This is a genomic window from Adonisia turfae CCMR0081 (assembly GCF_011009555.1).
In the GTDB taxonomy this organism is placed as follows: domain Bacteria; phylum Cyanobacteriota; class Cyanobacteriia; order Phormidesmidales; family Phormidesmidaceae; genus Leptothoe; species Leptothoe turfae.
Genome location: NZ_QXHD01000004.1, coordinates 2,143,707 through 2,170,664 on the forward strand (window position 1 = coordinate 2,143,707; position 26,958 = coordinate 2,170,664).

28 protein-coding genes are annotated in these 26,958 nt (G+C 47.7%); 17 read left to right on the top strand and 11 right to left on the bottom strand.

All coding sequences use genetic code 11. The features are described 5' to 3' along the window. Positions 1-217: 217 nt before the first annotated feature. The 3 genes from DXZ20_RS13525 to DXZ20_RS13535 form a co-directional block, all read right to left on the bottom strand. The gene (locus DXZ20_RS13525) at positions 218-1,552 is read right to left on the bottom strand and encodes an FAD-binding oxidoreductase (RefSeq protein ID WP_163698702.1); all 1,335 of its coding nucleotides are present in this window, start codon (positions 1,550-1,552) and stop codon (positions 218-220) included. 278 nt (positions 1,553-1,830) lie between these two features. Further along, positions 1,831-2,928 (bottom strand): phospho-N-acetylmuramoyl-pentapeptide-transferase, encoded by a 1,098-nt coding sequence (gene mraY, locus DXZ20_RS13530; RefSeq protein ID WP_163663424.1) that lies wholly within the window; start codon positions 2,926-2,928, stop codon positions 1,831-1,833. A gap of 206 nt (positions 2,929-3,134) precedes the next feature. Then, positions 3,135-3,380: a DUF3134 domain-containing protein gene (locus DXZ20_RS13535; protein ID WP_163663426.1), complete on the bottom strand. Its 246-nt coding sequence runs from the start codon at positions 3,378-3,380 to the stop codon at positions 3,135-3,137. A gap of 364 nt (positions 3,381-3,744) precedes the next feature. On the opposite strand from DXZ20_RS13535, the gene DXZ20_RS13540 reads away from it, so the two are divergent. From DXZ20_RS13540 to DXZ20_RS13575, 8 genes are all read left to right on the top strand, one after another. Then, a complete protein-coding gene (locus DXZ20_RS13540) occupies positions 3,745-4,335 on the top strand; it encodes a PAP/fibrillin family protein (RefSeq protein ID WP_163703490.1) in 591 nt (196 codons plus the stop codon). Positions 4,336-4,340: 5 nt separating this feature from the next. Further along, positions 4,341-5,120 (top strand): PD-(D/E)XK nuclease family protein, encoded by a 780-nt coding sequence (locus DXZ20_RS13545; RefSeq protein ID WP_163663428.1) that lies wholly within the window; start codon positions 4,341-4,343, stop codon positions 5,118-5,120. Positions 5,121-5,395: 275 nt separating this feature from the next. Continuing rightward, positions 5,396-7,258, top strand: a complete 1,863-nt coding sequence (locus DXZ20_RS13550; RefSeq protein WP_163663430.1) for an NAD(P)H-quinone oxidoreductase subunit F — start codon at positions 5,396-5,398, stop codon at positions 7,256-7,258. Positions 7,259-7,310: 52 nt separating this feature from the next. Then, positions 7,311-8,807, top strand: a complete 1,497-nt coding sequence (locus DXZ20_RS13555; protein ID WP_250565303.1) for an NADH-quinone oxidoreductase subunit M — start codon at positions 7,311-7,313, stop codon at positions 8,805-8,807. 66 nt (positions 8,808-8,873) lie between these two features. Next, the gene (locus tag DXZ20_RS13560; RefSeq protein ID WP_163663433.1) at positions 8,874-10,160 is read left to right on the top strand and encodes a CO2 hydration protein; all 1,287 of its coding nucleotides are present in this window, start codon (positions 8,874-8,876) and stop codon (positions 10,158-10,160) included. Between the two features lie 71 nt (positions 10,161-10,231). Continuing rightward, positions 10,232-10,633, top strand: a complete 402-nt coding sequence (locus DXZ20_RS13565) for a fasciclin domain-containing protein (protein WP_163663435.1) — start codon at positions 10,232-10,234, stop codon at positions 10,631-10,633. 8 nt (positions 10,634-10,641) lie between these two features. Next, positions 10,642-10,797, top strand: coding sequence for a hypothetical protein (locus tag DXZ20_RS13570; protein ID WP_163663438.1), 156 nt, complete (start codon positions 10,642-10,644; stop codon positions 10,795-10,797). Between the two features lie 167 nt (positions 10,798-10,964). Continuing rightward, positions 10,965-12,014 (top strand): bifunctional riboflavin kinase/FAD synthetase, encoded by a 1,050-nt coding sequence (locus DXZ20_RS13575; RefSeq protein ID WP_163663440.1) that lies wholly within the window; start codon positions 10,965-10,967, stop codon positions 12,012-12,014. Here the strand turns inward: DXZ20_RS13575 and DXZ20_RS13580 are convergent. Together DXZ20_RS13580 and DXZ20_RS13585 are read right to left on the bottom strand one after the other, a co-directional pair. Then, positions 12,000-12,890: an AEC family transporter gene (locus DXZ20_RS13580; RefSeq protein ID WP_163698703.1), complete on the bottom strand. Its 891-nt coding sequence runs from the start codon at positions 12,888-12,890 to the stop codon at positions 12,000-12,002. The two genes, DXZ20_RS13575 and DXZ20_RS13580, sit on opposite strands and share 15 nt — an antisense overlap. Before the next feature lie 3 nt (positions 12,891-12,893). Then, the gene (locus DXZ20_RS13585) at positions 12,894-13,079 is read right to left on the bottom strand and encodes a hypothetical protein (protein WP_163663444.1); all 186 of its coding nucleotides are present in this window, start codon (positions 13,077-13,079) and stop codon (positions 12,894-12,896) included. An 89-nt stretch (positions 13,080-13,168) separates the two neighbouring features. Here DXZ20_RS13585 and DXZ20_RS13590 point away from each other — a divergent pair, with 89 nt between their 5' ends. Both DXZ20_RS13590 and DXZ20_RS13595 read left to right on the top strand, forming a co-directional pair. Further along, entirely contained in the window at positions 13,169-13,882 is a 714-nt protein-coding gene (locus DXZ20_RS13590) for a queuosine precursor transporter (RefSeq protein WP_250564904.1), read from the top strand. Positions 13,883-13,990: 108 nt separating this feature from the next. Beyond that, positions 13,991-14,842: an AraC family transcriptional regulator gene (locus DXZ20_RS13595; protein WP_163698705.1), complete on the top strand. Its 852-nt coding sequence runs from the start codon at positions 13,991-13,993 to the stop codon at positions 14,840-14,842. 58 nt (positions 14,843-14,900) lie between these two features. On the opposite strand, the gene DXZ20_RS13600 is transcribed toward DXZ20_RS13595, so the two are convergent. After that, entirely contained in the window at positions 14,901-16,115 is a 1,215-nt protein-coding gene (locus tag DXZ20_RS13600) for a SagB/ThcOx family dehydrogenase (RefSeq protein WP_163698707.1), read from the bottom strand. A gap of 415 nt (positions 16,116-16,530) precedes the next feature. Here DXZ20_RS13600 and DXZ20_RS13605 point away from each other — a divergent pair, with 415 nt between their 5' ends. The 5 genes from DXZ20_RS13605 (at position 16,531) to DXZ20_RS13625 (ending at position 21,036) form a co-directional block, all read left to right on the top strand. Continuing rightward, on the top strand, positions 16,531-18,033 hold the full coding sequence (locus tag DXZ20_RS13605; protein WP_163663450.1) for a sensor histidine kinase: 1,503 nt from the start codon (positions 16,531-16,533) through the stop codon (positions 18,031-18,033). A 15-nt stretch (positions 18,034-18,048) separates the two neighbouring features. Next, positions 18,049-18,705 carry a response regulator gene (locus DXZ20_RS13610; protein ID WP_163663452.1) on the top strand — a complete coding sequence of 219 codons (657 nt, stop codon included), beginning with the start codon at positions 18,049-18,051 and terminating at the stop codon, positions 18,703-18,705. A 303-nt stretch (positions 18,706-19,008) separates the two neighbouring features. Continuing rightward, the gene (locus DXZ20_RS13615) at positions 19,009-19,764 is read left to right on the top strand and encodes a carbonic anhydrase family protein (protein WP_163698709.1); all 756 of its coding nucleotides are present in this window, start codon (positions 19,009-19,011) and stop codon (positions 19,762-19,764) included. A 113-nt stretch (positions 19,765-19,877) separates the two neighbouring features. Continuing rightward, positions 19,878-20,561 carry a response regulator transcription factor gene (locus DXZ20_RS13620; protein ID WP_163698711.1) on the top strand — a complete coding sequence of 228 codons (684 nt, stop codon included), beginning with the start codon at positions 19,878-19,880 and terminating at the stop codon, positions 20,559-20,561. An 85-nt stretch (positions 20,562-20,646) separates the two neighbouring features. Next, positions 20,647-21,036 (top strand): response regulator transcription factor, encoded by a 390-nt coding sequence (locus tag DXZ20_RS13625; protein ID WP_163663458.1) that lies wholly within the window; start codon positions 20,647-20,649, stop codon positions 21,034-21,036. A gap of 64 nt (positions 21,037-21,100) precedes the next feature. On the opposite strand, the gene DXZ20_RS13630 is transcribed toward DXZ20_RS13625, so the two are convergent. Continuing rightward, positions 21,101-22,405, bottom strand: a complete 1,305-nt coding sequence (locus DXZ20_RS13630; protein WP_163663460.1) for a hemolysin family protein — start codon at positions 22,403-22,405, stop codon at positions 21,101-21,103. 101 nt (positions 22,406-22,506) lie between these two features. Further along, positions 22,507-23,454: a branched-chain amino acid transaminase gene (locus tag DXZ20_RS13635; protein ID WP_163698713.1), complete on the bottom strand. Its 948-nt coding sequence runs from the start codon at positions 23,452-23,454 to the stop codon at positions 22,507-22,509. A gap of 84 nt (positions 23,455-23,538) precedes the next feature. On the opposite strand from DXZ20_RS13635, the gene DXZ20_RS13640 reads away from it, so the two are divergent. Then, positions 23,539-24,357 (top strand): TrmB family transcriptional regulator, encoded by an 819-nt coding sequence (locus DXZ20_RS13640; RefSeq protein WP_163663464.1) that lies wholly within the window; start codon positions 23,539-23,541, stop codon positions 24,355-24,357. 51 nt (positions 24,358-24,408) lie between these two features. Here the strand turns inward: DXZ20_RS13640 and DXZ20_RS13645 are convergent, their stop codons facing one another. Genes DXZ20_RS13645 through DXZ20_RS13655 form a run of 3 tightly spaced genes read right to left on the bottom strand, consistent with a single transcriptional unit; the run spans position 24,409 to position 25,767 of the window. Next, the gene (locus DXZ20_RS13645) at positions 24,409-24,774 is read right to left on the bottom strand and encodes a VOC family protein (protein WP_163663466.1); all 366 of its coding nucleotides are present in this window, start codon (positions 24,772-24,774) and stop codon (positions 24,409-24,411) included. Between the two features lie 39 nt (positions 24,775-24,813). Next, positions 24,814-25,203, bottom strand: coding sequence for a hypothetical protein (locus DXZ20_RS13650; protein ID WP_163698714.1), 390 nt, complete (start codon positions 25,201-25,203; stop codon positions 24,814-24,816). Then, positions 25,204-25,767, bottom strand: a complete 564-nt coding sequence (locus DXZ20_RS13655; protein WP_163663470.1) for a Panacea domain-containing protein — start codon at positions 25,765-25,767, stop codon at positions 25,204-25,206. 181 nt (positions 25,768-25,948) lie between these two features. Here DXZ20_RS13655 and DXZ20_RS13660 point away from each other — a divergent pair, with 181 nt between their 5' ends. Further along, positions 25,949-26,857, top strand: coding sequence for an AAA family ATPase (locus tag DXZ20_RS13660; protein ID WP_163663472.1), 909 nt, complete (start codon positions 25,949-25,951; stop codon positions 26,855-26,857). Positions 26,858-26,958 lie beyond the last annotated feature (101 nt).

A 26,958-nucleotide genomic window follows, 5' to 3' on the forward strand; every position in this document is an offset into this window, starting at 1 on the left:
GCTTGGTGATGATAAATTTGTGGGGACAAAAATAAGAGCCTCCATAGAAGAAAAATGCCGAAACCCACTTGACACGTTCACGGCTTCATAGTTATGAAACTGAGCGGCGGTCAATATTTTTGCTGTATCACCTGCTGATTATTAAATCCATCCGCTCCTGCTTAGGGTTTTGATTTTATTCAGGGCATTGCAGCAGAAGCTTGACTACACGCTGATATTAAAGTCGTTCTAACCAGCCACGCATCTTGCCAGGGTTTAATAAGCCATAGGGATCAATTTGAGCCTTAAATGCCACCTGGGTTTCGTTGATCTGCTTACGGCCTCCATCTTCCAAAATGTAGGTGTGAGGGTTGGCAATAAAGGCTCCCTGCTCCTCGTGATAGCGAATAATCTCATTGAGGCGCGCTTCGTTGGTGTAGCGTACTAGCTGTAGTGCAGCTGGGCAGACCTGTCCGTGTACCCGAAAGAACTCTAAGTGCATCATCGCTTCATCGCCAAAGTGCTGATACATGTGCTCAATCAGCTTCATATTTGTGTCGTAGGGAAACAGCGTCTGTAAATAGGTGAGGCTGTCATCCACATTCCGAGCATGGAGTGTGGTGTGGTTCCAGGTGAATTCTGCTAGGGCAGCCCCTTTCTTGGCTTCCTCTGCAGTTTTTTGATAGGTGATTGTGCCACCAGCTGTTTTGACCAATTCATTAAAAGGCTCTAGGGACGATTCTGAGATCATCAATAGAGCGGCTGCTTTACCTTCAGGTAGGGCATCCTGTAGCGCTGCAAAATAACTGGGTATGGGCCAGGCATGAATGCTGATCAGCTTTTTAATAATGCCGTCGGCTTCGCCCAGGGTATACCCAAAGCGAGCGGCGTCCATAAAATTATCGAAGGTGACAATCACCTCTGCCCAGGGATAGGCTGGGCCTAACGGAATTTCCAGCTCGGTGATAATGCCATTGGTGCCGTAGGCGTGATTTACTTTTTGCACCTCGTCACCGCGCAGTTCAAGTATGCGGGGTTCGTCTTCCATGGTGACCACACGGACCGCATGGAGGTTACCGCGATCGGCCAGCTGACCATAGGTGATGGAACCAATGCCGCCACTGCCACCACCGATAAAGCCACCAATGGTGGCGGTGCGGTAGGTGGAGGGAACCATGCGAAGTTCCCAGCCCTGCCCACGGGTGATTTTATCAATAGCCGCTAGTTTGGCTCCAGCATCTACACAAGCCAGCCCCGGCTTTACCCATTTCACTCGATTGAGCTTACTCAGATCTAAAATTACGCCGCCTTTAAGGGGGATGCACTGACCGTAGTTACCCGTGCCTGCGCCTCTGACTGTTAGCGGTGTCTTGGTGGCAACACAAGCCTTAGCCACTTGAATTACCTCTGCTTCCGTGGAAGGCCGCACTACCAGGTCAGCCACTTTGTTTTCTAACTGGGCCGTCAGCACAGGGCTGAAATGATAATAATCCTTGGAGAGCTTAGCGACCTGGGTAGGGTCTTGGATCAGGTCCAGGTTGTTGGGCAGCAGGGAGAGTATGGGAGAGGCCATAGTTGGAATAAGGCGGAGGGGTAGAAAAGATAACCGATGCTGAGTTAGCAATGTCGGGACTGAGTCCCTGAAAAAGTATTTGGCATCTGCCGTAGGAGTAGTGTGGCAAGAATTTTCGGTTGGATCAAGGTGATTTGTGGTGATGCTAGTGGCTTGCACCCCACGACAATAAAACAGCGGCACAGAGACCGCTGCTTCAAACGCTGTATGAAATTAAAACAGTAAAAATGGACAAGTACATCGCACCGTAGTGCTTACCTGTCCGTTATCGAGAAGACTTAATACAGTGTGGTCAGTGCTACGCAAGATAGCAGACCCGCTATCATGTAAAACACGCTAACGACCTGAATTTCGGACCAACCGGATAGCTCAAAATGATGATGTAAGGGAGCCATCTTAAAGAGACGCTTGCCTTTACCGTCGGGTCCTTTAGTGGCCTTGTAATAGCTCACCTGCATAATGACTGAAAGGGTTTCAGCTACAAATAGCAGGGTGATAATAAACAGCGCAAACAAGTGACCGCTCAAGATGCCGACTGCGGCCAGGGAACCGCCTAATGCTAGGGAACCGGTATCACCCATAAACACTCTGGCAGGGTTGCGGTTGTGGGTGAGAAAACCAACACAGGCTCCACTCATAGCGGCACAGAAGATCATTAGCTCTGGATAGTTGGGAGCAATCAGGGCACCAAACCCTAATAGCGCGATCGCACCAGTGCCACCCATGAGACCATCCACACCATCTGTCAGGTTAGTCGCATTACTCTCAGCCACCATGGTGAACCCAGCCAATGGCCAGAAAAGTAATCCCAGGGGCAGCAGGATACCAAAAGGCAAGTCCAGTTCAGTAATTTCAGCGGGCTGACTAGTCATGGCCCAAGCACAAAAGGCAATGGCAAATCCAATTTGCAATGCCAGCTTCATCTTGGGGGAAATGCCCTTATTGGAACGACGTCTTAGCACTTGCCAATCGTCAAGCCAACCAATAGAACCATAGGCCAGGGTCAAGGCACAAACCGCCAATGTATTGACAGCGCCACCCGACGCAATAGCTGCTACCAGGATTGCCACAGGGACAAAAAAGATACCTCCCATGGTGGGAGTTCCAGCCTTTTTTAAATGCGCTTTAGGGCCTTCTTCCCGAATAAATTGCCCTGCCTTGAGGTGCTTTAGCATTGGCACTACACCGTAGCCAAGTAAAGCTGAACCCACAGCGGATAATAGAAATGGCATTAGCAGACTGGATTGAGCTAACCAGTCACGACCTGCCCATATATCTAATCCCGCTGCTAAACATGACAGGGTACCCATCAAAAGTACCGAAAGGCCTGTACCCGTTAGGGCCGTTGCCCTAGAGGTAAAGAATTTAGCATCCACAATTCACGTCCTTCACACACCACACACTTCAAGCGTTTAGCCTCACTTTCCGTACAGAATCGTCTGTAGATAAGGAGTGCTAAAAATACAAAAAGGCCTCACTACCTAGATTTTCCAGTGAATGCTGCTAAAAGTCTAGGAATACAGGCTACAAACTTACTAAGTCAATATACTTAGCTCTGCACAGCCTTGCTTGTAGAGGATGTTTAATCCCCGTCGGGTTCATCACTATCGGAATTGTCATCCGAATCATCGAAGCTAGCATCATCACTGCCCATGAGGTCAGAGATTTCTTCGCTATCAGCTTCTTCACGAACGGCTTCGGTCTCACGAGGAATCAGACGCCCTGTGTTTTCTAGCCAACGCAGAATGGAGGAGTCACCGCGCTCGGGAATGACGACTGCGTGTTGCTGGCGAGGAATTTGTCGTACGGAGGGATTGTATTTAGTCATACGCGTTTGTGGTTGAGACTAGACTGGGGGTAAACACCTATACCTAACTCATCTAATTCCAAAGAGCAGAAGCCCCAAAGATCAGAAGACTGAGTATACGCTGATTTACCGTACCGTTTAACCTACTTTTTTCTACACAGAGATCCTGAAACTCTGCATCAAAATATACAGTACCTCAGCACTCATCATTGTTTGTGATGGTCTTCAGCTGAATATTAAGCATTTCTTACCATGCCATGCCAATAAAGTATGAAAGGATGCTCATGTCAAGTCCCTGACAACAATAATTTGCTAGTCCTTTGAAATAGGCACAGTATGGTTAGGTGTCTGTTGGCATCTAATCTATCTGTCACCATCTATGACAATGCTTGAGAAAACTGACCTGTTAGACGCGATCGCACCCACAAACCGTGGACTGCTGGCAGATGACCCTGAGCAAAAAGCAGACATCCTCAAAAAGGTTGCCCGTTTAGAGGCTAGTAATCCCACCTCAAATCCTTTATCAGCAATAGATTTGCTCAATGGCAATTGGCAATTGCTCTATACCACCAGCACAGAATTACTCGGCATTGATCGCTTTCCGCTGCTAGCCCTCGGCAACATTTATCAATGGGTGCAGATCGAGCAGATGCGTATCTATAATCTGGCGGAAATCAGGTCGGTATTAGGTGGGCTGGTATCTGTGACAGCGACATTTGAACCGGTCTCTGAGAAACGCGTCAATGTATGCTTTGACCGAGCAATTTTCGGTTTGCAATCGACCCTCGGCTATCAGAGCCCTAGCCAGTTTATTGAGGCGATGCAGCAAACCGATAAGTTTAACTTTTTTAAGGGCATTGACTTTACGGTAAGTTCCAACAGAGAACCGGGTTGGTTAGAGGTTACCTATTTAGATCAGACCATGCGTATTGGACGGGGTAATCAGGGCAGCGTCTTTGTGTTGAGAAAGGCTTAGATACTATGGCGCTGTCTGTTCTATCGCTATCCCAGGCCCATCTCACCCTATTAGATAGCTGTCCACGGCGATTTCAGTTTATCTTCGACCAATCTTTAGCGGTACCGCCCACACCGGATGGACAGGATGCAGCCCTGTGGGGGAATCAATTTCACCTGCTGATGCAACAGCAGGCCCTGGGGCTACCCATCGATGTGATAGCAGCGGCTAACGCAGATATGACGGCCAAGATTGAGGCACTGCGAGGATTAGACCCCCACCTGTTTCAACCTGACCCTGATGAACAGCTGCGCCAAAGTGAGCATCAGCGTACCCTGGCATTGAATGGCTACATATTTACAGTGATTTACGACCTGGTCGTCTTAACTGAGCAATCAGGGCTAATTGTGGATTGGAAAACCTATCTCAAGCCACCCTCAAGAATGCGTCTGGCTCAGGATTGGCAAACTCGCTTGTATCTGTATGTATTAACTGAGACCAGTGGGTTAAGGCCTGACCAGGTAACTATGGTCTACTGGTTTGTCCGCAATCGGAATGAGCAAGGCGATGATTTACCCCCTAGCGACTATCGATTTACCTACAGCCTGCAGCAGCATGAGCAAACTAGAGCAACACTATTGCAATTGACTGAGCGGCTGTCTTTACTACGGCAACGTGGAGAATTCCCCAAGACTGATATTTTGGACCGTTGCACCCATTGTCCATTTCAAATGCGCTGTCAGCGGTTAGGGACGTCACCGCTGCCGATTAACCTCAATGATATTGAAGAGCTATCAATTCATTGATTTAGATAAATCCACCTAAACAGTCACATTAAAAATACTCTATTCAAGGTCTGGCGTTTTTGGGTGTGGGTAATTAAACTTAAAATATCGATAGATTTAAGTAAATCGTTCTAAGGCACAGATAGATTTTATTAAATGATCTTCTGGTTGGCTTATGGGTGTGAAAAGCTCCCTGACTAGAGCTAGGGATACTCTGGTCAAGATTTTTCTACCCAAGCTGCATGCCTCGGATTTTAAAGTTAAATCCCTAATCAGTTGCTTCTTGAAATTACTCCATGGCTGAGGTTTACTTGCGCGCGGGATGGCTGATCCCTTTTTACTCATTGCTCGGTATCTTGCTGACGATACCGTGGATGTCAGTTCGACGAACGGGGCCACGGCCTGCTGGGTACTTGAATCTTGCTACGACAGTATTGGCTTTAGTTCATGCCTTGCTAGCTTTGAGTGCTGTCTGGGGTCAGGAACCCTTACGCTTGTCCATCGGCTGGATGCAGGTGGCAGATCTGTCAATTGAGCTGCCGTTTGAGCTATCTACCCTCAATTTAGTTGCAGTGGTGGTAGTAACAACTCTGAACCTGCTAGCGCAAATTTATGCCATTGGCTACATGGAAATGGATTGGGGCTGGGCGCGTTTGTATAGCCTGTTAGCCCTGTTTGAGGCGGGGATGACGGCGCTACTGCTGTGTGATTCGGTGTTCTTTAGCTACATGATGCTAGAGATTTTAACCCTGGGAACTTACCTGATTGTGGGCTTTTGGTTTAATCAGCCTCGGGTGGTTACAGGGGCACGGGATGCCTTTTTGACTAAGCGGGTAGGGGATTTGATTCTACTGATGGGGTTAATTGCTCTGTATCCGCTGGCTGGTACCTGGAGTTATTCGGAGTTGGCTCAGTGGTCTAGCGATCAACCGATTGAGGGATTAACGGCCACATTGGTGGGATTGGCATTGCTGGCTGGGCCGATTAGTAAGTGTGCTCAGTTTCCGCTGCATCTTTGGCTTGACTCTGCCATGGAGGGGCCGCTACCAACAACAATTTTGCGTAACTCTGTGGTTATTCCGGTGGGAGCGTGGGTCTTAATTAAGCTCACACCGGTTTTGGCACTATCTCCGGTTGTGGATACTGTGGCGGTTGCCATTGGCACGATTACGGCCATTGGGGGAGCGCTGATCTCCATTGCCCAGATTGATACGAAACGCGTTCTGTCTTACCTGACAAGCGCCTTTATGGGGCTGATACTGATTGCTGTAGGGACTTCTCAGGTTGGTGTAGCGTACTTTTTACTGATGACGTTTTCGGTTGCGATCGCAGCCTTAATTGCCAGTACAGGATCCATTGTGTTTACCTGCGTCACCCAGGACTTGACCCTGCTAGGAGGTCTCTGGTCACGGCGTCCGGTCACGGCGTTGTCCTTTATTTTTGGGGCCCTAGGCATCTTAGGACTGCCTCCATTTGGCGGGTTTTGGGCGATGCGTTTTCTAGAAACTGGTCTGTGGTACGACGGTCAGATTCTGCCCTTTGCTATCGTGCTTGCCATTAATGGTCTGTGTGCCTTTAGTTTGGTGCGGATGTTTTGTCTGATCTTCGTAGGTCAACCCAAGGCCATGAGCACCCGCGCCCCTGAACCGCTTTGGGCAATAGTGTTGCCAATGGCAATCATGGCGGCACTTACGCTGCATGTGCCCATCATGTTGCAGACCCTCAAGCTATTGCCGATTATGCAAACTGCCATCGGTGAGACCGGTTTGCTACTAATTTGGTCCACGATGCTGGGCTTGGGCCTAGGTTTTGTCTTTTATGGCATTCAGCGAGAGAAACTGCCTGCTGACTACGTGCCACAGTGGATGACAAATTTGTTTGCCTATGACTTCTATACCCCCGGTCTCTACAAAAATCTTTTAATTTGGCCCGTGGCCAGCATTGCTAGCGTTTTTGATTGGGTAGAGCGCTACATCATTGATGGGTTGGTCAACCTGGTAGGTGCCCTATCGCTACTGAGCGGGGAAACCCTGAAATATAGCAACCCTGGCCGGTCTCAGCTGTATGTGCTCACCATTACTGTGTGCATTGTGCTCCTAGGTATTGTTATGACGTTGAGCACCATGAAAAATCTCGGTCAGCTCACTGCAGCATTTTAGTCTCAGATTTTCAATCTTGTTCTGCCTGTTGTCTTAACCCATTCAAGTCATGATGTTAACTCTGTTAATGGTGCTTCCACTGCTAGGGGCCATAGCATTACTATTTTTCCCACCTGAGAAGGCCAAACCATTAGCCCTACTGGGTTCAGGGGTGACGTTGCTCTGGACGATATGGTTGTTCAGTCAGTTTAATCTCAGTGTTAGTGAGTTTCAGATGGTGGAGTCTCTAGACTGGTTGCCAGTCTTGGGGCTGAACTATGATTTGGGTTTAGATGGGTTAGGGCTATTGATGATTGCTCTAAATACTCTGTTGACATGGATCGCTATCTACAGTGCTCGCCCTGACCTTGAACGTCCTCGACTGTTCCATGGCTTGACGCTAATTACCAGTGGCATTATTTCAGGAGCATTCCTAGCACAAAACTTTCTCCTCTTCTTCCTCTTCTATGAAGCCTGTCTAATCCCTCTATATTTATTGATCAATATTTGGGGTGGTGAGAAACGTAGTTATGCAGCCACTAAATTTCTGATTTACACAGCGATTTCCGGTGCATTTGTATTGGTTAGTGGCTTTGGTTTGTTGTGGTTGGGTGGGGCTGATAACTTTAGCTACGCTGCGCTAACCGATACTGATTTATCGGTGCGGCTCCAGGTGATTCTCTTAATTCCTATGGCGATTGGCTTTGGCATTAAGGTTCCCATGGTGCCGCTGCATACCTGGTTGCCAGATACGTATGTAGCAGCGTCTACCCCTGTGGCCATCATATTAGGTGGTGTGTTAGCCAAACTGGGGACCTATGGCCTGTTGCGGTTTGGCCTCAGTTTGTTGCCTAAGGGATGGGCCGTCATTGCTCCCTGGCTAGCGGTCTGGGCTGCAGTCACCATTATCTACTGTGCTTTTTTGGCGATTGTGCAACAAGATATCAAACGCATGGTGGCCTATAGCTCTGTTAGCCATATGGGCTATGTGCTTTTGGGGAGTGCAGCCGGTAACAGTCTGAGCATATCGGGCTGCATTGCCCACATGATTGCCCACGGTTTAGTGTTAGCCATTCTGTTTAACTTGGTGGGTGTGATCGAAGCCAAGGTTGGTAGTCGAGATTTAGACAAGCTGAACGGTTTGATGAACCCTGTGAGAGGGTTACCGTTTGTTAGTGCAACGCTGCTGTTGGGGGCGATGGCAAGTGCCGGCATCCCTGGATTGGTTAACTTTGCAGCGGAATTTGCTGTCTTCCAGGGTAGCTATCGAGTGTTTCCGGTTCAAACTCTCATCGGCATTGTTGGCACGGGACTAACGGCAGTTTACTTTGTGATTTTACTTAATCGCACATGTTTTGGTCGTTTAGATAACCAGCGAGCGTACTTTCCAAAAGTCTCCTTCAATGAAAAAGCGCCAGCTTTGTTACTGGCTGTATTGATTGTGGTACTGGGTGTACAACCAAACTTGTTGATGCGTTGGAGTGAGCCGATAGCAGTGAACTCCATTGCGATCGCACCCATTCAACACTGGAGCATTGGCAGTCTTTTTTCAGACGATGCTGCATCTTAATCAGCCATCGATATTGCTGACTTAGCGGTCTTTCTTGACTTCCGTATACTTGTTTTCGTAAAAATCATGGTAAACACCACTACAACGATTCCCCTGTCTACCCATCCCTATGCTGAGGTTATTCATCGGCTCGAAGCTGGCGGCTCCATGCTGCCCGATACCCCAGAAAATCTCATGCAGATTATCGGTATCTACAAAGCCTATGCGGTACCGATGGATTTTTATTGGCGGGATCTGTTGTACATTGGCGAACGAGTTTTCCTACAGCCCCTGCCATTTTTCAAATATTTCATTTCTCAAGAGTATCTGGACCGTCAGAACACCTATGCAGGTGATCAGTCACCCTTAAGGATATGGCGAGGGGTGGGGGAGGCCCATCCTGAGCTACTGGAGTTCATGGCTAAGGGAGAAGGTAAGCGCAAGTGGCCCCGGCTATTTCACCATCTAGGACATGACCGTGTCAATATGGAGTTTGCGGAAGCCTGCATGCGAGCCATGTTTTGGCATGAGGATCTCAATCCCAAATTTAACGAGTATCTCTATAGCGAACCCTATAAGGCCGCCGCAGATCGAGCAATTAAAGCCTATTTCAGGGGTAATCCAGCCATGTTGGGGCTTTATAAGCTCTTCCCCGACATGTTCTTAGAGCAGGTACGACAGATGTCATATTACGCTAACCTTGGCTTGTTTTGGGAAGTAATGGCCCCGGTGTTTTTCGAGATGTCAGACATCTATGATGAAGGTGGCTTTAAGGGAGTACCTGATGCCATGAACTTTTTAGTCAATGGCATTTTTGCAGTGGCTGGTCGTCCCATCTATCACCATGTGTATGTCGGTGATGAGTGCTTTGAAGTCATTCCTAAATCAGCTGGATTTACCTGGCTTTATGAGGCAGCCCTGCCTTATGTGGAGGCCGTCTTTTATCGTACAGCACCATTTCGAGGCACTAAATCCTACGATGCCCAGGTGCATCAAGTGCCAGACCAGCAGCCAGAATTTCACTATGGCATTCTCTATGCCGATGTGTTTCCGGTGGGTAGTGCAGGTATTCCACCAACACTGTTAATGCAGGATATGCTGCACTTTTTACCGCCCTATCTGCAGGACTATTACCAACAACATTGTCGTGGTGAAGACGATCAGCTGATTCAGCTAGGCATTACCTTTCAGCGCTCAATGTATAACGTGACATCAGCGGTGATTCAAGCATTACGAGCGGCGTTGTACTATCCACTAGATGATCCAAACCCAAAGCATCTGATGGCCAACCGCGAATTTTTTGAAGCTCAAATGGATCGGCTCATACGCCCAGAAGCACGTCTGCGAGATATTCAGACTGCAAATTACCGCTAAGTGTGTGTGTCTTGCCGCGTAGTGGCAAAAGCCCACGTTGAAGTTTATGTCCTCTGAATTTTGCTTTAATCATGGCAACGATTGTCGATATCGCGCTTGAAAATCCTGGTTTTGAAACCTTAGTGGCGGCTGTTAAGGCAGCAGGCTTGGTGGAAACGTTGCAATCTCCAGGGCCATTTACGGTGTTTGCGCCCAATGATGATGCCTTTGCAAAACTACCTCCCAATACTGTGAATAATCTGGTGCAGAATCCTCCTCAATTAGGCCGAATTCTTTGCTATCACGTGGTTTCTGGTCGTTGGGATAGTGCGCGCATCCGTGAGTTTTCCCAACTGACATCAGTGGAAGGTTCGCCCATTCCTATTCGTAGCCAGAATCCCCTAGAAGTGAAAAATGCCTCGGTGATTGCGGCTGATATCGAAGCCAGCAACGGCATTATTCATGTCATCGACAATGTAATTTTGATGGATTAATACAATTCATGGGTAAAGTTTTGCAGGAACTTGATCTGTTTTTTTGGATAGCGGCTCTGATGATCGCTGGGATGACGATAGTGGATGTGGCAGACATTCAGATGGTAAGTCCCTATAGCGACTTTGTTCAGGCGATGACTGAGCCAGTAGACTCGCTTCAATAAAGGCCGTTGCTGATCTAGAGGATGCGTTAATCGATCACGTCGCTCATTAATCTGAGCTTGAGCAATGAAATCATACCGAGGATTTGCAACGCCTCATAAAACTTCTGAGGTAGTCATGTTGACGCAATTCCGCGCTATGCTCAGATTTTTATGTAAAAATGTAAAGCGTGTGGATTACTTCATCTCCTACATCGGCTAAAAAGCCGACTAAAATTGCCCTCGGTAACTTTGATGGTGTCCATCTCGGTCACCAGCATGTTATTGAACCTGTTTTAACCCATAAGGGCGGTCTGCCCTCTTTGGTCTTAGCTGACGATATGTGTTTGCAGGCCGCTGCGGCCTCTGGCTATAGTGATTTGCCTGGCGTAGCGTCTGTTTCTGAATCATCGAAATCTGGCTTTGCTGAGTGGGCGTCGGTAGTTACGTTTTTTCCCCATCCCAAAGAGTATTTTTCCGGTCAGTCGCGCTCATTACTGACGCCGCTGGAAGAAAAAAGTCGCCAGTTGGCCTGTTTAGGGGTAGATCAACTCGTGCTACTGCCGTTTGATGCGGCATTGGCTAACTTGGATGCGGCGATGTTTGTGGAAAAGATCCTGATTCAGGATTTGCAGGCGACGCATATTAGTGTGGGGAGCGACTTTCACTTTGGTAAAGGGCGTGGCGGGAATGCTGAGTTGCTGTATGCGATCGCAACCCGTCACCATATCCCAGTTACCATTATCCCGCTGCACAATGATGCCGAAGGACGCATCAGCAGCTCCCGCATTCGGCAAGCTCTGGCGGAGGGCGAGCTAACCAAAGCCAATCATCTACTGGGGCGACCCTATGCCCTCAGCGGGCAAGTGACCTTAGGAAAGCAGTTAGGACGTACAATTGGATTCCCAACCGCTAACCTCAAGTTGCCAAGCGATAAATTTATTCCTTGCCAGGGCGTTTATAGCGTTAAAGTATTTGGCATTCTACCAAATCAGAAACCTTTGCTGGGTGTCATGAACATCGGTAATCGCCCTACGGTTGCAGGTCAGGATTTGAGTGTCGAGGTGCATATATTTGATTGGGAAGGGGATTTGTACGGAGAGACTCTAACAGTTGGTTTAGAAAGCTTTATTCGACCTGAACAGAAGTTTGAGTCTTTGGATGCCTTAAAAGAACAAATTGTCAAAGATTGTGTGACAGCAAAAGAAATGTTGAATATCTCCACATCACCGGTTACTTAGCCACAGCACGATAGGGAGTGTGCCTAGGCTGAGTAATGTGGACACGACAATGGTTCTGGCAACTCGCACTGTGTCCCCGCCCAGTTCGATCACCCAGATTAACGAATTCACTGCCACAGGCATAGCAGCTTGTAAGATAACAACTTGGCGATCAATACCAGTGAGCCCCACTAGGTTAGCAATGTTAACTGCTATCAGTGGTGACACGATTAATCGTAGTCCTGCCCCCATGAGCTCGTAACGGCCAAATACAAACGGCGTTTCCGACAGCTGAATGCCTAGCATTAATAGAGCAACTGGGATCGCGCCTTCACTTAAAAGGGTGACACCTCGATCGATCGATATGGGCAGTACGGTGCTTGTGCCTTGTAAAATAAGCCCTGCGATCGCAGCCCACAAAACCGGTAAACACGCGGTATAGCGTAAGCCTTTAAGAATTTCCTCTCCTTTGAGCACTATAGGGAAGACACTGGCAGTCATCAGGCTAGAGCCCACCAGGTAAACAATGGCTCGTTCGAGTCCGGCTTCTCCTAGGGAGAATAAAACAAAAGGAAGACCCATGTTACCCACATTGGCAAAGATTGTTGTGGCGATTAAACTCTTTTTCTCATCTGATGAGAACTTGAGTACTTTACCCAGGGTGACAGCAAGTAGATAGAGTACGGTGGTGTGGAGAACAAAGGCGATGAGGATTGCGATCGCATTGCCTAACTCCAATGTTGTTTTAGCTAAGCTGTGCAGTACAAGCGCTGGCACTAACGCATAAATGCTCAACCGTGCTAAGGTTTGCCGCTCTAGCGTAAACATACGCCCCACCCAAACACCCACCAGTGCCACCAGTGCGATGGGCAGGACAGCTGAAATTAAAATGCCCATACCCTAAGAATCAAGAGAACCGCCATCCCATTCATGGTTAGGATCTGGATAAAAGGTGATGCCGCTACCCTCGCCACCACCACAGCGAATGGCCACCAACCAACCGCCTGGCACCTTGGCCCTCCAGGCACCTAAGCCACCAATTGGCTGGTTTTTACAGTCTAGCTTCTCCCAAATGAAGTCAGGCATCACTTCTATTTTAAGTACTGGCCATAGGGGTATGGTATCGCCTAGTATCCTTAACTAGTGGGTTGCATCCAGATTATTGCCTAGACTCCATGACCAAACCTGTTCCTCAGCATCCAATGCGTGGCTTTAGACACTTAGATACCATTACCGCTCTGTTTGTCACAGTACTGTTGATTTCTAATGTGACATCGACCAAAATTGTTGATTTTGGCATCTTTACCTTTGATGGTGGCACATTACTATTCCCTCTCAGCTACATTTTTGGGGATATCCTGACTGAGGTTTATGGCTATGCTCGTTCCCGCAAGGTAATCTGGACGGGATTTATGGCTGCACTGGTTATGTCTGTCACGTTTATGGTGGTGGGGGCGCTACCTGCTGCTACAGATTGGCCCCACCAAGAGGCCTATGATCAGATCCTGGGGCTGACACCAAGGATCGTTATGGCTAGCCTGATTGCCTATGTCGTTGGTGAGTTTTCCAATTCGTTTATTTTAGCCAAGTTGAAGGTGGCGACCAAAGGTCGACAGCTATGGGTGCGGACGATTTCGTCTACGCTGGTGGGCCAGGTGTTGGATACAGGATTATTTATTGCGATCGCATTCTGGGGCCTATTTCCTCCCAGCCTGATGGTGACTCTAGTTGTGTCCAACTACATCTTTAAGTGCGGTGTAGAAATTCTCTTTACCCCCATCACCTATGGATTAACCGGCTGGCTAAAACACCAAGAAAACGAAGACTTTTACGATCGCCATACAAATTTCAACCCCTTTCACCTTTTACCAGGTCCCATGTCTCGATAAGCCAGGTCTTCCTATGAGTATTTAATGGTCGAAGCAAATCTACAATAAGCAGGTTGCTTGATAGATCTTATCGCTACACTGAGTCTTTAAATGTGTGTGTATCTATCAATGAGTCGTCGAGCAGCCCCTAAAGAACGTGTTAAGTTTTGGCGTGATCCGGCGTTGCGTGGTTTAGAAATGCTCCATGCCACGTATGTGACATACGCTTTCTCGCGTCATGCCCATGAGGGATTTGGCATCGCCATTGTCGAGTCAGGCGCAATGGAGTTTGACTATCGTGGTGCCAGTCATATTGCGCCCCCTGGGAGTGTGGTGATTACTCACCCTGGTGAAATGCATACGGGGCATGCGGTCTTAGAGACAGGGTGGACCTATCGAACGCTTTTGCCAGCTATCGATTGGCTACAGCAGGCTGCCAAAGAGTTGAGTGAATGTTCAGGGGCAATTCCCTACTTTTCATCTCCTGTTATCCAAGATAAGTGCCTTAATCAAAAGTTAGTTAATCTCCATCGCACGCTCGAAACATCTCCCTCATCCTTAGAAAAAGAATCTCGTTTTTTATGGGGCTTAACGCAGCTAGTGCATGGATATGCCAGCAATCGTCCCCAGATAAAATCTGTTGGCAAAGAAAATTATTCTGTTCAACAGGTCCGAGAGTATCTTCACTGTCACTACACCCGTAATATTTCACTGGACGAATTAGCTAGGCTGACAAACTTAAGCCCATTTCGTTTGCTGAGAGCATTTAGGAAACAGGTTGGCTTACCTCCCCATGCTTACCTCAATCATGTGCGTGTTCATCAGGCTAAAACCCTTCTAGCTGAAGGACATCCCATTGCTGAAGCAGCTCTAGCGACTGGCTTTGCCGATCAAAGTCATCTGCATCGACACTTTAAAAAAATGCTTGGGGTAACCCCTGGACAGTATGTCCAAGGCTGTCGACTTATTGCTGTCAGATAATCATCAGTTGCCTTAAACAATCAGAGAGTAGCACTGTTTAACAGCATACATGCAGCGGTTATGCAATATTTCCTACAGTCACTAAGTATAAGGCTGCTTCTTCTATACCATCGATACCTAATAATTCATTGAGTGCATCGTCGAAGAAAGCACCAACACCGCAAACACCAAGCCCCAAGGCTGTAGCGGCTAAATATAAATTTTGACCTAGATGTCCGGCTTCCATTAGGACATAGCGATAGGTGCGTTCGTGATATTTCCAGCGAGTGCGTTGGAAAATGCCTGAGATCACAAAACAAACCTGTGCTTCGCCCAGAAACTCTTGGTTTAAGCCTGCTCTGATAAGTGGCTGACGGAGGTCTCCAGATTGTACCAATTCTAACCGATGATGCTCCACAGCATGGTGATAAAGTCCTGGCTCTAATCCTTCGACGCGGTGGACAATCGGATAAATTTCTAAAGGATAGAGCGCTCCAGAAGAGGGCACTGTCCGAAACTCTCGCTCATCCCAGGTGATGCCTTGAGCTAGATATAACAATTGGGAAAGTGTATCTAGCGATATCTGGCTCTGGGGGTTGTAGTTACGGCGCGATCTCCGAGTGGTTAAAGTTGTCGCTAGATTCAGCGTAGTAGGTGATGATTCCTCTGAGAGGGGAAATTGGGGCAGTTCAATTTGCTGGGCATCTGGATAAATCTTGTACAGTGATGGCGCTTGTCCCCAATTGAAAATAGTGGCAATGGCTTCCCCATATCCAGGCTGACTCCACCTATGGTAAAGCTGCCCTATATCCTGATTGACATCAGAATTGACATCAGAGAGGCCACCGGGTTCTGAAGGGGAAATAAAACGCTCAAAGCCAATGCCAGTGGCGATGGCCAAAATAAACAAAAGAAGATTACGGCGTCCGCTGTTTGGTAAGACGACTTGTTTAGGGGGAAGAGGTGGGGCCGCTGTTGATTGGCCTGTGGCTGTTGATTGGCCTGTGGCTGTTGATTGGCCTGTGGCTGCTGATTTAGGGTGAACTTTGGTTAGGGAAGGTTCTTGAGGGCGATCTCGCAATCGATTGCGCATAAAGGCTTTAACCCGAGTCCAGGTTTGGATGAGATGAATTGTGGCTAGGGTGACCCACAAATACCCCACCTGACTGTGAAAGCCAAAGTGATGCAGCCCCATTGTATCGGCGATGAGTCCGGTGATAAAAACGTAGATGCTGCTACCCATGAGCAGGGTAATCACCACATAGTCAAGATCGCGCCGTTTTACTATTGCCATAGGCCCCCATGAAGCGCTTGTCTAATAGTCTAGCGAGCCGTTGTGGGATGTGCGTAGGGCCTATCAAGAGTTTTTGAGCAAAGCATCTCGACGGCTAAGGAGTACCACCTATGTTGACAATGCTCTGTGTGGAATAAAACCAGCGCAAAGCTGGCTATGGGGGCAGATGCGCTGGTTGCTTCGACAGCGACTACTATCCAAAATAAGCCGCTGAGCCTAACTTTTATTAGACCCATTGCATCTAAGAAAGCATTAAGATCATCATGAGATTGCTCTCATGATTTGAATCGTTTGCATTGAATCGCCTTGATGTCAGAAACGTATACTGCCTTGATAAAGATGACTAGAAGACCATATAACCTCATATACTGGCAAAGTTGGATGACTAATACTGAATCCTTAACGAACTGAGCCATTGGACTTATCTTTTCTCAGAAAGCGCTTATTTGCACCGTTTTATGCCAGCTTTACGGTGTTAGTTGTCCTGCTATTAGCTCAGGAAGTGCTGAGTGTAGCCGTGAGTGTTGCCAGACAACGAACCTCCCAAGAGATTACTAAGACCGTTGAAATCAAGCGTGAAAGCGAGCGCCTACTGAGATCTGCCTTAGAAGAAAAAGTGGCCCTGCGTGGATATTTGCTTAGCGAAAATGAGGATTACTTACAACAGTATCAAGCTGGACGTCAACAGTTTGAATCAAGTTTGGCAACTCTTTCAACCCTTTTAGCTCAGGATCCATCTCAGCAGGGTACTCTATCGCTGATTGAAACCTTTCATAATCAGTGGCTACGAAAATTTGCACAGCCGGTTGTCGATGGCTCATTTGATCGAAATAGCTTAGCGGAGGAAAGTTCATTAGATACTCTGAGGGAAGCAGTCAATCGCATTCTAGAGTATGAGAAGTCTATCCTAGAAGCACAGAATCAGCGACTAAACCGTCTAAATCGCTTAAATGTTTGGGGCTTAGGCCTCAGTGGTACTGCCATTGTGCTAATTGTTGTTGGCAGTGCACTGAACTTAATTCTGCTACGCCGTCGTATTCTCACACCTTTAAGACAACTTATAAGGGTCGGGGATAACTGGCGGCATGGTCAATTGGATAGGAGAATTCAGCATGTGTCAGAAGATCCGATGGGAGACCTGGCAACTACGCTGAATGGTATGGCTGAGGGGATCAGCGTACGGCAAGAACGGATTCAACAACGCAATCAACAGCTAGAAGATTTAATCGGTACACTATCCCACGATTTACGGACTCCTTTGTTGGCTAACCGTGGTACCCTCAACGCTATTGTTGGAGGGGCATTCGGTCCAGTGAGTAATTTGCTCAAAGATTTGTTAGAAGACTATCGTGAAGCTAACGATAACTTGATTAAGCTAGTGGAGGCACTGCTAGATATTAGTCGCTATGAAGCGGGGGGTAGTCAGCTACTTAACTGTGAACCTTTGAACTGGGATAAAATTTGTAATCGGGTGATTGTTTGGGAGCAAAATAGCTCGGAAGGGAAATGTGTATTAGAGGTCAACATCGCGTCTAAGATTCCGGTCGTGTACGGTGATGCCATCGAAATTCAAAGGGTTTTGCAAAACCTAGTCGATAATGCTGTACGGCTGAGTAAGCCAGGGAAGCCGGTTTCAATTGCAGTGACATCGCGGCATGATTTAAGTGTGTATGTAGCCGTACGTGATCAGGGACCAGGTCTTAAGGAGGAAGAGATCGGCTTGTTGTTTTATCGGTTTTCTCAAGTTGCAGGCCGTCAAGGACGAGCTGGTCTGGGCCTCTACCTCTGTCGGCAAATTATCGAGGCCCATGGCGGTAAAATTTGGGTAGAGAGTATTCCAGGTAAGGGGGCTACCTTTTGGTTTATGCTACCGATGAATGCCCTTACATGTGATGTCCCCAGCTTGGAGTCTGGTTGACGTTTCGAGGTAACTATGGCAACTGCTCCTATTCGTGTTCTTTTGGTAGAAGATCATGCCCTAATGCGGCGTGGCTTATCGGGACAGTTTCGCTTAGAAGATGACTTTGAAGTGGTCGGCGAGGCTGAAAACGGTCAGCAGGCTATTGAGCTAGCAGCTCAACTACAGCCTGATATTATTTTAATGGATATTGAAATGCCTATTCTGGATGGTATTTCAGCAACTCAAGCCATTAAAGCAACAGAATCGGAGAGTCGAGTACTGGCATTGAGTGCTTTCGGTAAAGATAGCCAGGTCGTGGGTATGCTGGCAGCGGGGGCAGATGGCTATTGTCTCAAAAGTATTGAATGGCAGCAGTTAATAGCAGTGTTACGGTTGATCCAGGGCGGCGGCACCTATTTAGCGCCGCAGATTGCCCACAAGCTTTCTTCAATGTTGAAATCAACGACAGCCCCGGTTCCCGCTCAAGATAAAGCACCTTCGATGCTTACGGATCGCGAGCGTGAGGTTTTGCAACTGATTAGTGAAGGTTGTTCAAATCAAGAGATTGCCGATCAGCTTTACCTATCCTTAGGCACCATTAAGGCGTATGTGCGTACTATTTTGAATAAACTCAGTGTTGATGACCGAGTGCAAGCTGCCGCCAAAGCCGTTCGTGAAGGTCTGATTTAAGCCTGTGCCATCTGCGGATAGCCAGGTGGATATCTGGCAGACTATCCACTGGAACCATAGAAACGGTCAATAGATAGTATTACAAATCATCATGTCTAAGCCATAGTAATGGAGCACATGCAGCATGGCTGCTATGGGAGCTGTTTATTCAAGTTGGCTGTGAATCATTTTTCTCCACCCCATAACCTTTATAAATAGTCTTGTCCGTTTTCAACGGACAAGATCGTTTTAATCAATAGTTTTAGGATGGCTCCTCGCTGTCGTCTCTCTTGAGAGAGGTACTTTATATGGAGCTTTCTATCTATGTCGTGGCTATCAGCTAAGCATTTACTGTGTCATCACTGGATGAAGTCTTTTTTAATAATTTTGGGAATTGTTGGCGCTTTTATTGCTGGCACTCTTATTAATCAGAGATCTTATTACTCATCATATAAAGGGATAGCAATCAGGCCATGTCCTGACAAGCAACGACAGTCTCCCATTGAACTCCAAACCACCATTCAAGTGGATTTAACTCCGTTACAGTACGATTATCATTCTGTTCCTCTGACAGTTGTGCACAATGGTAATACTATTCAGGTTAATTATCGATTTGGTAGTACGCTGACCCTGGATGAACAGCTGTATACGTTAGAGGAAGTGCATTTCCAGGCTCCGAGCGAACATGTTGTCGCTGGTATGCCCTATGCGATGGAAGTTCAACTTGTGCACCGCTATGGTGAGCACGTTGTAATTGTAGGAGTATTCGTTGAAGTTGGGGAAGGTAATCCTGTGATGCAAAGTATCTGGGACCATATGCCTGCCACACCAGGGCTCAAAAAGACTTTTGACAATGTAGCGATTGATGCTGCTCAATTATTACCTGACAACCTAAGGGCTTACTACCGTTATTCAGGTTCTTGGACAGAGCCACCCTACAGTGAAAGTGTTACGTGGATTATTATGAGAGATCCGATTACTCTTTCTATTACCCAGCTAGAGCAATTTATCGCTGTTTTAGGTGAAACTGCCCGACCTGTTCAACCTCACCATAATCGATTGATTTTAGAAGCGAACTAGGATGTTTCCAGCTTATTTAAGAGATATTTCTAGCTTATTTAAGATACGGTTTTGTAGCAATTGGGGTCTTATTGCCAATGTTTTCTCTTTCTCAACCTTGCCCTATAACTGCTATGAGCCGTATTTTGATTATCGAAGACTCTCCCCGCGTGGCATCTTTCCTGGAGAAAGGGCTGCGGGCAAATGGCTATACCCCAACCATTATAGATAATGGGGACGATGCGATCGCACTTGCCCTCCACCAACAGTTTGACCTGATCATCCTCGACTTAGGGTTGCCGAATAAAGATGGTCTAATTGTGCTGGATGAGTTTCGAGGGCAAGGTATCTCCGTGCCAATTATTATTCTTTCTGCTCGTCATGAAATTAACGATAAAGTCGCTGGGTTTGAGCGGGGTGCTGACGATTATTTGACCAAGCCATTTCGGTTTGAAGAATTGCTAATGCGGATCCAAGCTCGTCTACGCAATGCCCATCTCCAACAGACCCACATCGACACATCTAATACTTACATCCTAAGATTCCGAGAGGTTGAACTAAATTTGCATTCTCGCGAAGTACGTGTAGCAGGACGCTCGATTAAATTGTCAGCTCGAGAATTTATTCTTGCTGAAACGTTTCTGCGCCATCCTGGTCAAATCTTAAGTCGAGAACAACTATTGGATCACGTCTGGGGATACGACTATGATCCAGGCTCCAATATTGTTGATGTGTATATTGGCTATTTACGCAAAAAACTGGGCCGCCACTTCATTGAGACCATTAGAGGGTTAGGCTACCGTTTGAAACATGAATAAGCTCTCATCGCTGTATCATCGAGATTTTAATATCGTCTAGCATGCTGAACAGTAGCACAGTGTGAACGAATATTAAATTCTGAATATGGCCAAGATTTTACTTGTGGATGATGAACCTCGAATCGTCACATTCTTAGAAAAGGGACTTAGGAGACAGCATCACCAGCCTGAATCAGCGTTTAATGGTCGCCAGGCTCTGGATATAGCTCTTTCTGAGTCTTTCGACCTGATCGTTTTAGATTTGGGTTTGCCTGAGCTCGATGGATTTGATGTATTAATGAATTTACGCAAAATGAATCAGTCTCCACCGGTTGTGATTATTACAGCCCTTGGAGAGTCCGACTGCGCTCGAGCGATTGAGCTGGGAGCCGATGACTGTCTGCATAAGCCGTTTCGATTTGGTGAGTTATTGGCCAAAATCAAACGCCTTTTAGGAGAAACAGAACAGAACATTGCAGAAGCTAAGGTCGGCTGAGGACGTCAGGTTTTCCAGCCCTAATCCATAGAATCTATGGATTAGGGTTGGAGAGATGGTGCCGTCATCCTTCATCTTCGCAGGGATTACGTTTGGGTGTGATTAGTACCTTATCCACCCGATTACTGTCCATGTCCATCACTTCTACGACGAATCCATTCCAATCAAAGCGATCGGTTGCTGTGGGAATGCGCCCAAGTTGGTGAATCACTAGGCCCCCCAGGGTATAGTAGCTAACTGTTTTATCAGAAAAGTCTCCTAATTCAAGACAGTAATAGACATCCTCAATATTCATCATGCCGTCGAGTAGCCAGGATCCATCTTCCCGTTGGCGCGGCTGATCGCCAGGTTCGTCCAGAGATGGCGCATCTCCCACGAGGGCTTCCAGAATATCCCACAGGGTGACTAATCCCTGAATGACGCCATATTCATCAACCACAAGAGCGGTGTGCACACGCGAACGTTTGAACTGCTCGAGTAGGGGTAGCGATCGCGATATTTCTGGAATCACCAGGGGCTGTTCCAGATCTACGGTTAAATCTAAAGGATTTTGGTTCAGGGCTCGATTTAATAGGGAGTTAACACTGACCAGACCGAGAATATTGTCTAAACTACCCTGGCATACGGGTAGACGACGATAGCGACTGGCAATAATCTTGCGTTGATTTTCTGTGGCAGTATCTTCTAAATCTAGCCACATGATTTCAGGGCGTGGCGTCATGATAGAGGTAACTTGGCGGTCTCCAAGTCGAATCGCCCGTTCCATGATTTCCCGTTCAGCGACCTCTAACGTGCCTTCCTCAGTCCCTTGTTGAATAAAGGCCCGAATTTCTGCTTCCGTGACACTGGGGCCACGGTCGGGTTGAATATTCAGGACGCGCACCACTAGGTTGGTTGAAAAGCTAAGCAGGGCAACAATGGGAGCGGCTAGTTTTGAGAGGGTCGCCATGGGCCGAGCAATGACTTTTGCAATGGCTTCGGGCATGGTCAGCGCCACTTGTTTGGGCACTAGCTCCCCTAAAATCAGTGATAGATAGGTGATAATAGCAACCACCAGCGGAAAAGCCAGGGTATTGGCATAGGTCCCCAAACCAGGAATCTTATTAATCAAGGCGGCCATAGGGGCTGACAGGGCCTGGCCTCCAAAGGCACCACTGACAATGCTGATCAGGGTGATGCCCACTTGCACCGTAGAGAAAAAGTTATCGGGACGTTTAGATAACTTGAGGGCCGCCTGGGCACGACGATCACCGTTGCGAGCAGCTTGCTCTAGGCGCACCTTGCGAGCTGATACAATGGCCAGCTCAGACATGGCAAACACGCCATTGGCAATGATTAACGCCAAAATGATCAGAATATTCGTGAGCATAAGAGCAAGCAAACAGCAGAATCTTTATCCTACTATTAGTCTGTTGTCTCCCTCTTTGATCACTGCTGATTTGAGCAGCATACCTGAGTGTTGCACCAAGTTTAAACGTTTACTCTTGTGAGCCAACTATTGTAGTGCGGCTCTTTCCCGAGCGTTATCGATTGAAGACTTTCCCGAAGCTGATGGGTTATGGGCTGCATTGAGGGAAGATCATAATTCTCAATACTCAAAACAGGTGTAATTTGAGCAGCAGTTCCTGAGAGAAAAATCTCGTCAGCAATAAAAAGCTCAGATTTATCAACAGGCCGCTCTATGACTGGTATGTCTAAATTCTCGGCAATGGTAAGAATGCTGTCGCGGGTGATGCCTTCTAAAATGTCTTGGTCAAAGCTTGGGGTAATCAGCTGGCCATTTCTCACCAGAAATAGATTCATGGCAGACGCTTCGCTGACCTTACCTTGGGAGTTCATCAGGATGGCTTCGTCAAAGCCGGATTCTACGGCTTCGGTTTTGGCGAGGGCTGAGGCAATATAGGCGGCGGTGGTTTTACCTCGGAGGGGCTGGCTACGATCTTCTTGCCGTGCCCAAGAGCTAATGCGACAGCGCACACCATTGCGGGCAAGATAATCTCCCATGGGTACACCATAGATTAGTAAATCTTTTTCGACTTGGTGAAATCGAGGAGCGACACCCAGCCCAGACGTGTAAATCAACGGCCTGAGATAGAAGGCTGTAGCAGGCTGATTGCGTTGTACAAATTCAATGAGTGTTGCTTGAAGTGCATCTGGGGAAAGGTGGTAGCCCATAAATTTAGCGCTGTTGCTCAGGCGCTGACAGTGGGCCTCAAGACGAAAAATCAACGCTTCTCCGTCAATGATGAAACCGCGAATGCCGCCGAGAACAGCGGTGCCATAGTGGAGTGCATGGGTGGCGATAGAAATTCGAGCTTGGTCAAAGGGGACAAACTGATTGCGAAAATAAGCCGTCGGCAGAAAATTAGGTGCTGCGAATTTGGCCTCGGCAGGGCGCTGAAGCGTGGTGATACTCATGGTTGGTAATGCTACTTGTGTGATGACTGACAGGATTCTACAATAGCACCACTGAACAGTGGTGTCATTTCCTGTCGCAGAACGATGAGCGATGCACAGCAGTTAGAAAATCTGACGAATCTGGGGTTGACCCGCTATGAAGCGGCGGTCTATCTAGCGTTGCTAGAACGGCAGGATTTTACCCCATCTCAACTGGCAACCCAGGCAAAGGTGCCTCGGCAGCGAATTTATGATGTGTTACGGGGGTTATGCGATCGCAACCTTGCCCTCGAACGCCACTCTGGCAGACAACGCCTATTCCAGGCCGTTGATCCGACCCAGGCCTTACCGGGACTAGTGCAAGCTAAACAGCGTCAGTACGCAGCCGAACTATCTCGCCAGCAACAACAGTCTGAGGCAATGGTGGCCGCCCTAGCCCCACTCTATGCAGCAGGCCATCGCAATCAAGATCCCCTGGCCTATGTCGAAGTATTGTCAGATCCCAACCACATTAATGAACGAGGCAGCCATTTGGCCCAGGCCGCTGAACATAGCATTTGCGTATTTTTTACCTATCCCTCTCTACTTAGCTATGAAGATGGCTTAAAACTCGTGGAAGGTCCCCTGAAACAAGGCATTACCTATCGCACCATTTACGAACACAATGTGTGGCAAGATCCTAGCAGTCGTGACTTTATCCGCCAGTGCCAGGACTGGGGGCAACAGGTACGATTTGTTGCAGAAGTGCCGTTTAAAATGCAGCTGTTTGATGAGCGGGTGACGCTACTGTCATTGCAGGACCCGGTGGTCAGTTCTCCCAGCTTTACGGCATTGAGTGTTACCCATCCAGGGCTAGCAAAGACCTTACAACTCTCCTTTGAAGCACTCTGGAGAGAAGGTGATGCCAAACCACTGCAAGGTTAAAAGGTAAGAGACACGACCGTTACCAGGTGTAGGGTTTTATTGTTAGCTTATTTATTCATCCAAATCTTTCCCAATCATCAGACGATGACCATCAATGGTGCGTAAACCAAACTCTCTCATGCCCCACGGTTCATCGCGTAGGGGTTTTACAATCTCCACATTGTGAGCTGTCACTTTGTTATACTCACTGTCCACATCATCCACAACAAAGTAGGCAAAATAAGAATGGTCGCCTAGCTCTCTTGCCGGAATGGCATTGGGGCATTCTCCAGCCATGATGCGGCAGCCATCACGCCTATACATCCGCCAGCCTGGGTCCCCCATGTCTTCGATGGTGAAGCCCAGAACATCGCGGTAGAAAGGGGCTGAGATTTCAAGATTGGGGACAGCAATGACGTAGAGGGTACGCTGAATCATGAGCTGATCTTGGGTAAGGGGACTACGAAATTTGTGGCACTACATCTCTAAAAAATCTTTAAGGGCAAGCTTATAGCGGTTCTTCAACCGTTTCGAGGCTAATCCACCGGCTTGAATGTGTTGGAGTACGGCTCTAGAGCAATAGCCTTTATGGGTGCGATGTCCCATGGGTAGCAATTTGGCTAACTCCTTAACTGTTAGTTCACGGGCAAATCGGTAATTAACAACCGATTCATGAATGATAAAGTCTGGCACATCAGGACCGGGTTTGAGAATACAGACAGTTTCTGACTTGGGTTGGCGACTATTGACGCTGACAAATAGGTGTCGAGTTTTAGTGGTTTTTGCGATCGCAATATACAAATGCTTCCCTTTCGGCGGTGTTTTAATTAAAAACGCATCGCCGAGACGAATAGAGAGGCTAGCCATTTAACCCTCATCCTCTATAACTTGATCGAGATAGGCCTCGCGCGTAACATCGTCTTGAATGCGCATAATTTCAGCATCACTTTTGCCCAGATTTTTAAGAATCTCTTCTACCACAATGGGAATGGCTGATCCTTCAGGATCGCTCCATTCAGGTAAATCATGGGTCCACTCGGCGACCTCAAAAGGATCCAAATGACCAAACGTGTTATACACCTGTTGAAGGATCTCTTCTTCTTCTTCACAAAGTTCTCCATTGCCTGGATCTTCAAGCAGAGAAACACAGTTGTCTTCACGGGGAGAGATAAATTTGGACCACAGAGGTAGCGCGTCATCAACGGGTTGCCCCTTGATCAAATCATAAACACCGCTAAGGACCGGACCATAGTCCATGGACACATAATGGTCACCCGTAATCGGCTGCTCCATTTGTGCCAACGCGACTCGATCGGCAATGTACAGCATCTTGAGCAACCCAAGATATTTTATCGGTTCACCATGGCACTTTAATAACAGGGCTGCAGCTGCTATTGCCTTCTCTGGCTGAAACTGAAACTCAATGGTCATCGCGTTTATTACCTTGTGGCGCACCTCGACCTAGTACATTTTTATTGTAGGCAATGCAACGCCCCCCGTCATCCGTAGGTGGCATGGGGCAAAGTTCTCTAAAAACATTTGCCTGTGAGCTACATCATTCCAAAACCTTGAACTGTGTGGGTAAGCTGTAGGCAGTTCACTAAGGGCAACCATGCGCGATCGCATCGACCAAATCGTTCAGAACCTGAATAAAACCATTGTTGGCAAAGAAGAGCCCATTCGCCTGGTGCTGGTGGCACTTTTATCCGGTGGTCATGTTCTGCTCGAAGATGTCCCTGGAGTGGGAAAAACCTTACTAGCAAAGTCCCTAGCCCGCTGCATTGATGGAAAATTTCAACGGGTGCAGTGCACACCCGATTTACTGCCCAGCGATGTCACTGGCACAAATATCTGGAACCCCAGCAGCGGCACGTTTCAGTTTATGCCAGGACCAGTATTTGCCAACATACTACTGACCGATGAAATTAATCGTGCGACACCGCGAACTCAGTCAGCACTACTCGAAGTGATGGAAGAACATCAGGTGACCCTCGACGGCGTTTCTCGCCCGGTACCCGAACCGTTTTTCGTGATTGCAACCCAAAATCCTGTGGAGTATCAAGGAACATTTCCATTGCCTGAAGCCCAGATGGATCGCTTTGCCCTATCCCTAAGCTTGGGCTACCCCAGTGCTGAAGAAGAACTGAAGATGCTGCAAAATTTGACCCAGCCATTTAAACCAACTGATCTAGAGCCCTGCATTACCCTAGACGAAATGCACAGTCTGCAACAGCAGTGTCAGCAGGTCAGGGTCGAAGACTCCGTACAGCAGTACATGATTAATCTGGTGCGTGCCACCCGTGACCATGAGGATGTTGCCCTTGGTGTTAGCCCACGAGGGACAGTGGCTCTCTATCGCGCAGCCCAAGCCTTAGCCTTTCTAGAAGATCGAGACTATGTTCTACCCGACGATGTCAAGACCCTTGCCACAGCTGTTTTAGCCCATCGAATCATTGCCAGTGGCGGCCACAAAAGCGCTCCCATCATTGCCCAGCTTTTAGACACGGTGCCCATCCCGTAGGGGACGGCCTTGTGCCTACTCGCCTTGTGCGTACCTGCCCTGACACGGTTCAACCCATGTTTCTCAGGTTATCTTTAGAAAAATCGATTACTCTTTAAGCG

Coding starts and splice junctions, on each gene's coding strand:
- DXZ20_RS13525 (WP_163698702.1), bottom strand. CDS start 1,552: ATGGCCTCTCCCATACTCTCCCTGCTGCCCAACAACCTGGACCTGATC.
- DXZ20_RS13535 (WP_163663426.1), bottom strand. CDS start 3,380: ATGACTAAATACAATCCCTCCGTACGACAAATTCCTCGCCAGCAACAC.
- DXZ20_RS13540 (WP_163703490.1), top strand. CDS start 3,745: ATGCTTGAGAAAACTGACCTGTTAGACGCGATCGCACCCACAAACCGT.
- DXZ20_RS13545 (WP_163663428.1), top strand. CDS start 4,341: ATGGCGCTGTCTGTTCTATCGCTATCCCAGGCCCATCTCACCCTATTA.
- DXZ20_RS13550 (WP_163663430.1), top strand. CDS start 5,396: ATGGCTGAGGTTTACTTGCGCGCGGGATGGCTGATCCCTTTTTACTCA.
- DXZ20_RS13555 (WP_250565303.1), top strand. CDS start 7,311: ATGTTAACTCTGTTAATGGTGCTTCCACTGCTAGGGGCCATAGCATTA.
- DXZ20_RS13560 (WP_163663433.1), top strand. CDS start 8,874: ATGGTAAACACCACTACAACGATTCCCCTGTCTACCCATCCCTATGCT.
- DXZ20_RS13565 (WP_163663435.1), top strand. CDS start 10,232: ATGGCAACGATTGTCGATATCGCGCTTGAAAATCCTGGTTTTGAAACC.
- DXZ20_RS13570 (WP_163663438.1), top strand. CDS start 10,642: ATGGGTAAAGTTTTGCAGGAACTTGATCTGTTTTTTTGGATAGCGGCT.
- DXZ20_RS13580 (WP_163698703.1), bottom strand. CDS start 12,890: ATGGGCATTTTAATTTCAGCTGTCCTGCCCATCGCACTGGTGGCACTG.
- DXZ20_RS13585 (WP_163663444.1), bottom strand. CDS start 13,079: ATGCCTGACTTCATTTGGGAGAAGCTAGACTGTAAAAACCAGCCAATT.
- DXZ20_RS13590 (WP_250564904.1), top strand. CDS start 13,169: ATGACCAAACCTGTTCCTCAGCATCCAATGCGTGGCTTTAGACACTTA.
- DXZ20_RS13595 (WP_163698705.1), top strand. CDS start 13,991: ATGAGTCGTCGAGCAGCCCCTAAAGAACGTGTTAAGTTTTGGCGTGAT.
- DXZ20_RS13600 (WP_163698707.1), bottom strand. CDS start 16,115: ATGGCAATAGTAAAACGGCGCGATCTTGACTATGTGGTGATTACCCTG.
- DXZ20_RS13610 (WP_163663452.1), top strand. CDS start 18,049: ATGGCAACTGCTCCTATTCGTGTTCTTTTGGTAGAAGATCATGCCCTA.
- DXZ20_RS13615 (WP_163698709.1), top strand. CDS start 19,009: ATGTCGTGGCTATCAGCTAAGCATTTACTGTGTCATCACTGGATGAAG.
- DXZ20_RS13620 (WP_163698711.1), top strand. CDS start 19,878: ATGAGCCGTATTTTGATTATCGAAGACTCTCCCCGCGTGGCATCTTTC.
- DXZ20_RS13625 (WP_163663458.1), top strand. CDS start 20,647: ATGGCCAAGATTTTACTTGTGGATGATGAACCTCGAATCGTCACATTC.
- DXZ20_RS13630 (WP_163663460.1), bottom strand. CDS start 22,405: ATGCTCACGAATATTCTGATCATTTTGGCGTTAATCATTGCCAATGGC.
- DXZ20_RS13635 (WP_163698713.1), bottom strand. CDS start 23,454: ATGAGTATCACCACGCTTCAGCGCCCTGCCGAGGCCAAATTCGCAGCA.
- DXZ20_RS13640 (WP_163663464.1), top strand. CDS start 23,539: ATGAGCGATGCACAGCAGTTAGAAAATCTGACGAATCTGGGGTTGACC.
- DXZ20_RS13645 (WP_163663466.1), bottom strand. CDS start 24,774: ATGATTCAGCGTACCCTCTACGTCATTGCTGTCCCCAATCTTGAAATC.
- DXZ20_RS13650 (WP_163698714.1), bottom strand. CDS start 25,203: ATGGCTAGCCTCTCTATTCGTCTCGGCGATGCGTTTTTAATTAAAACA.
- DXZ20_RS13655 (WP_163663470.1), bottom strand. CDS start 25,767: ATGACCATTGAGTTTCAGTTTCAGCCAGAGAAGGCAATAGCAGCTGCA.
- DXZ20_RS13660 (WP_163663472.1), top strand. CDS start 25,949: ATGCGCGATCGCATCGACCAAATCGTTCAGAACCTGAATAAAACCATT.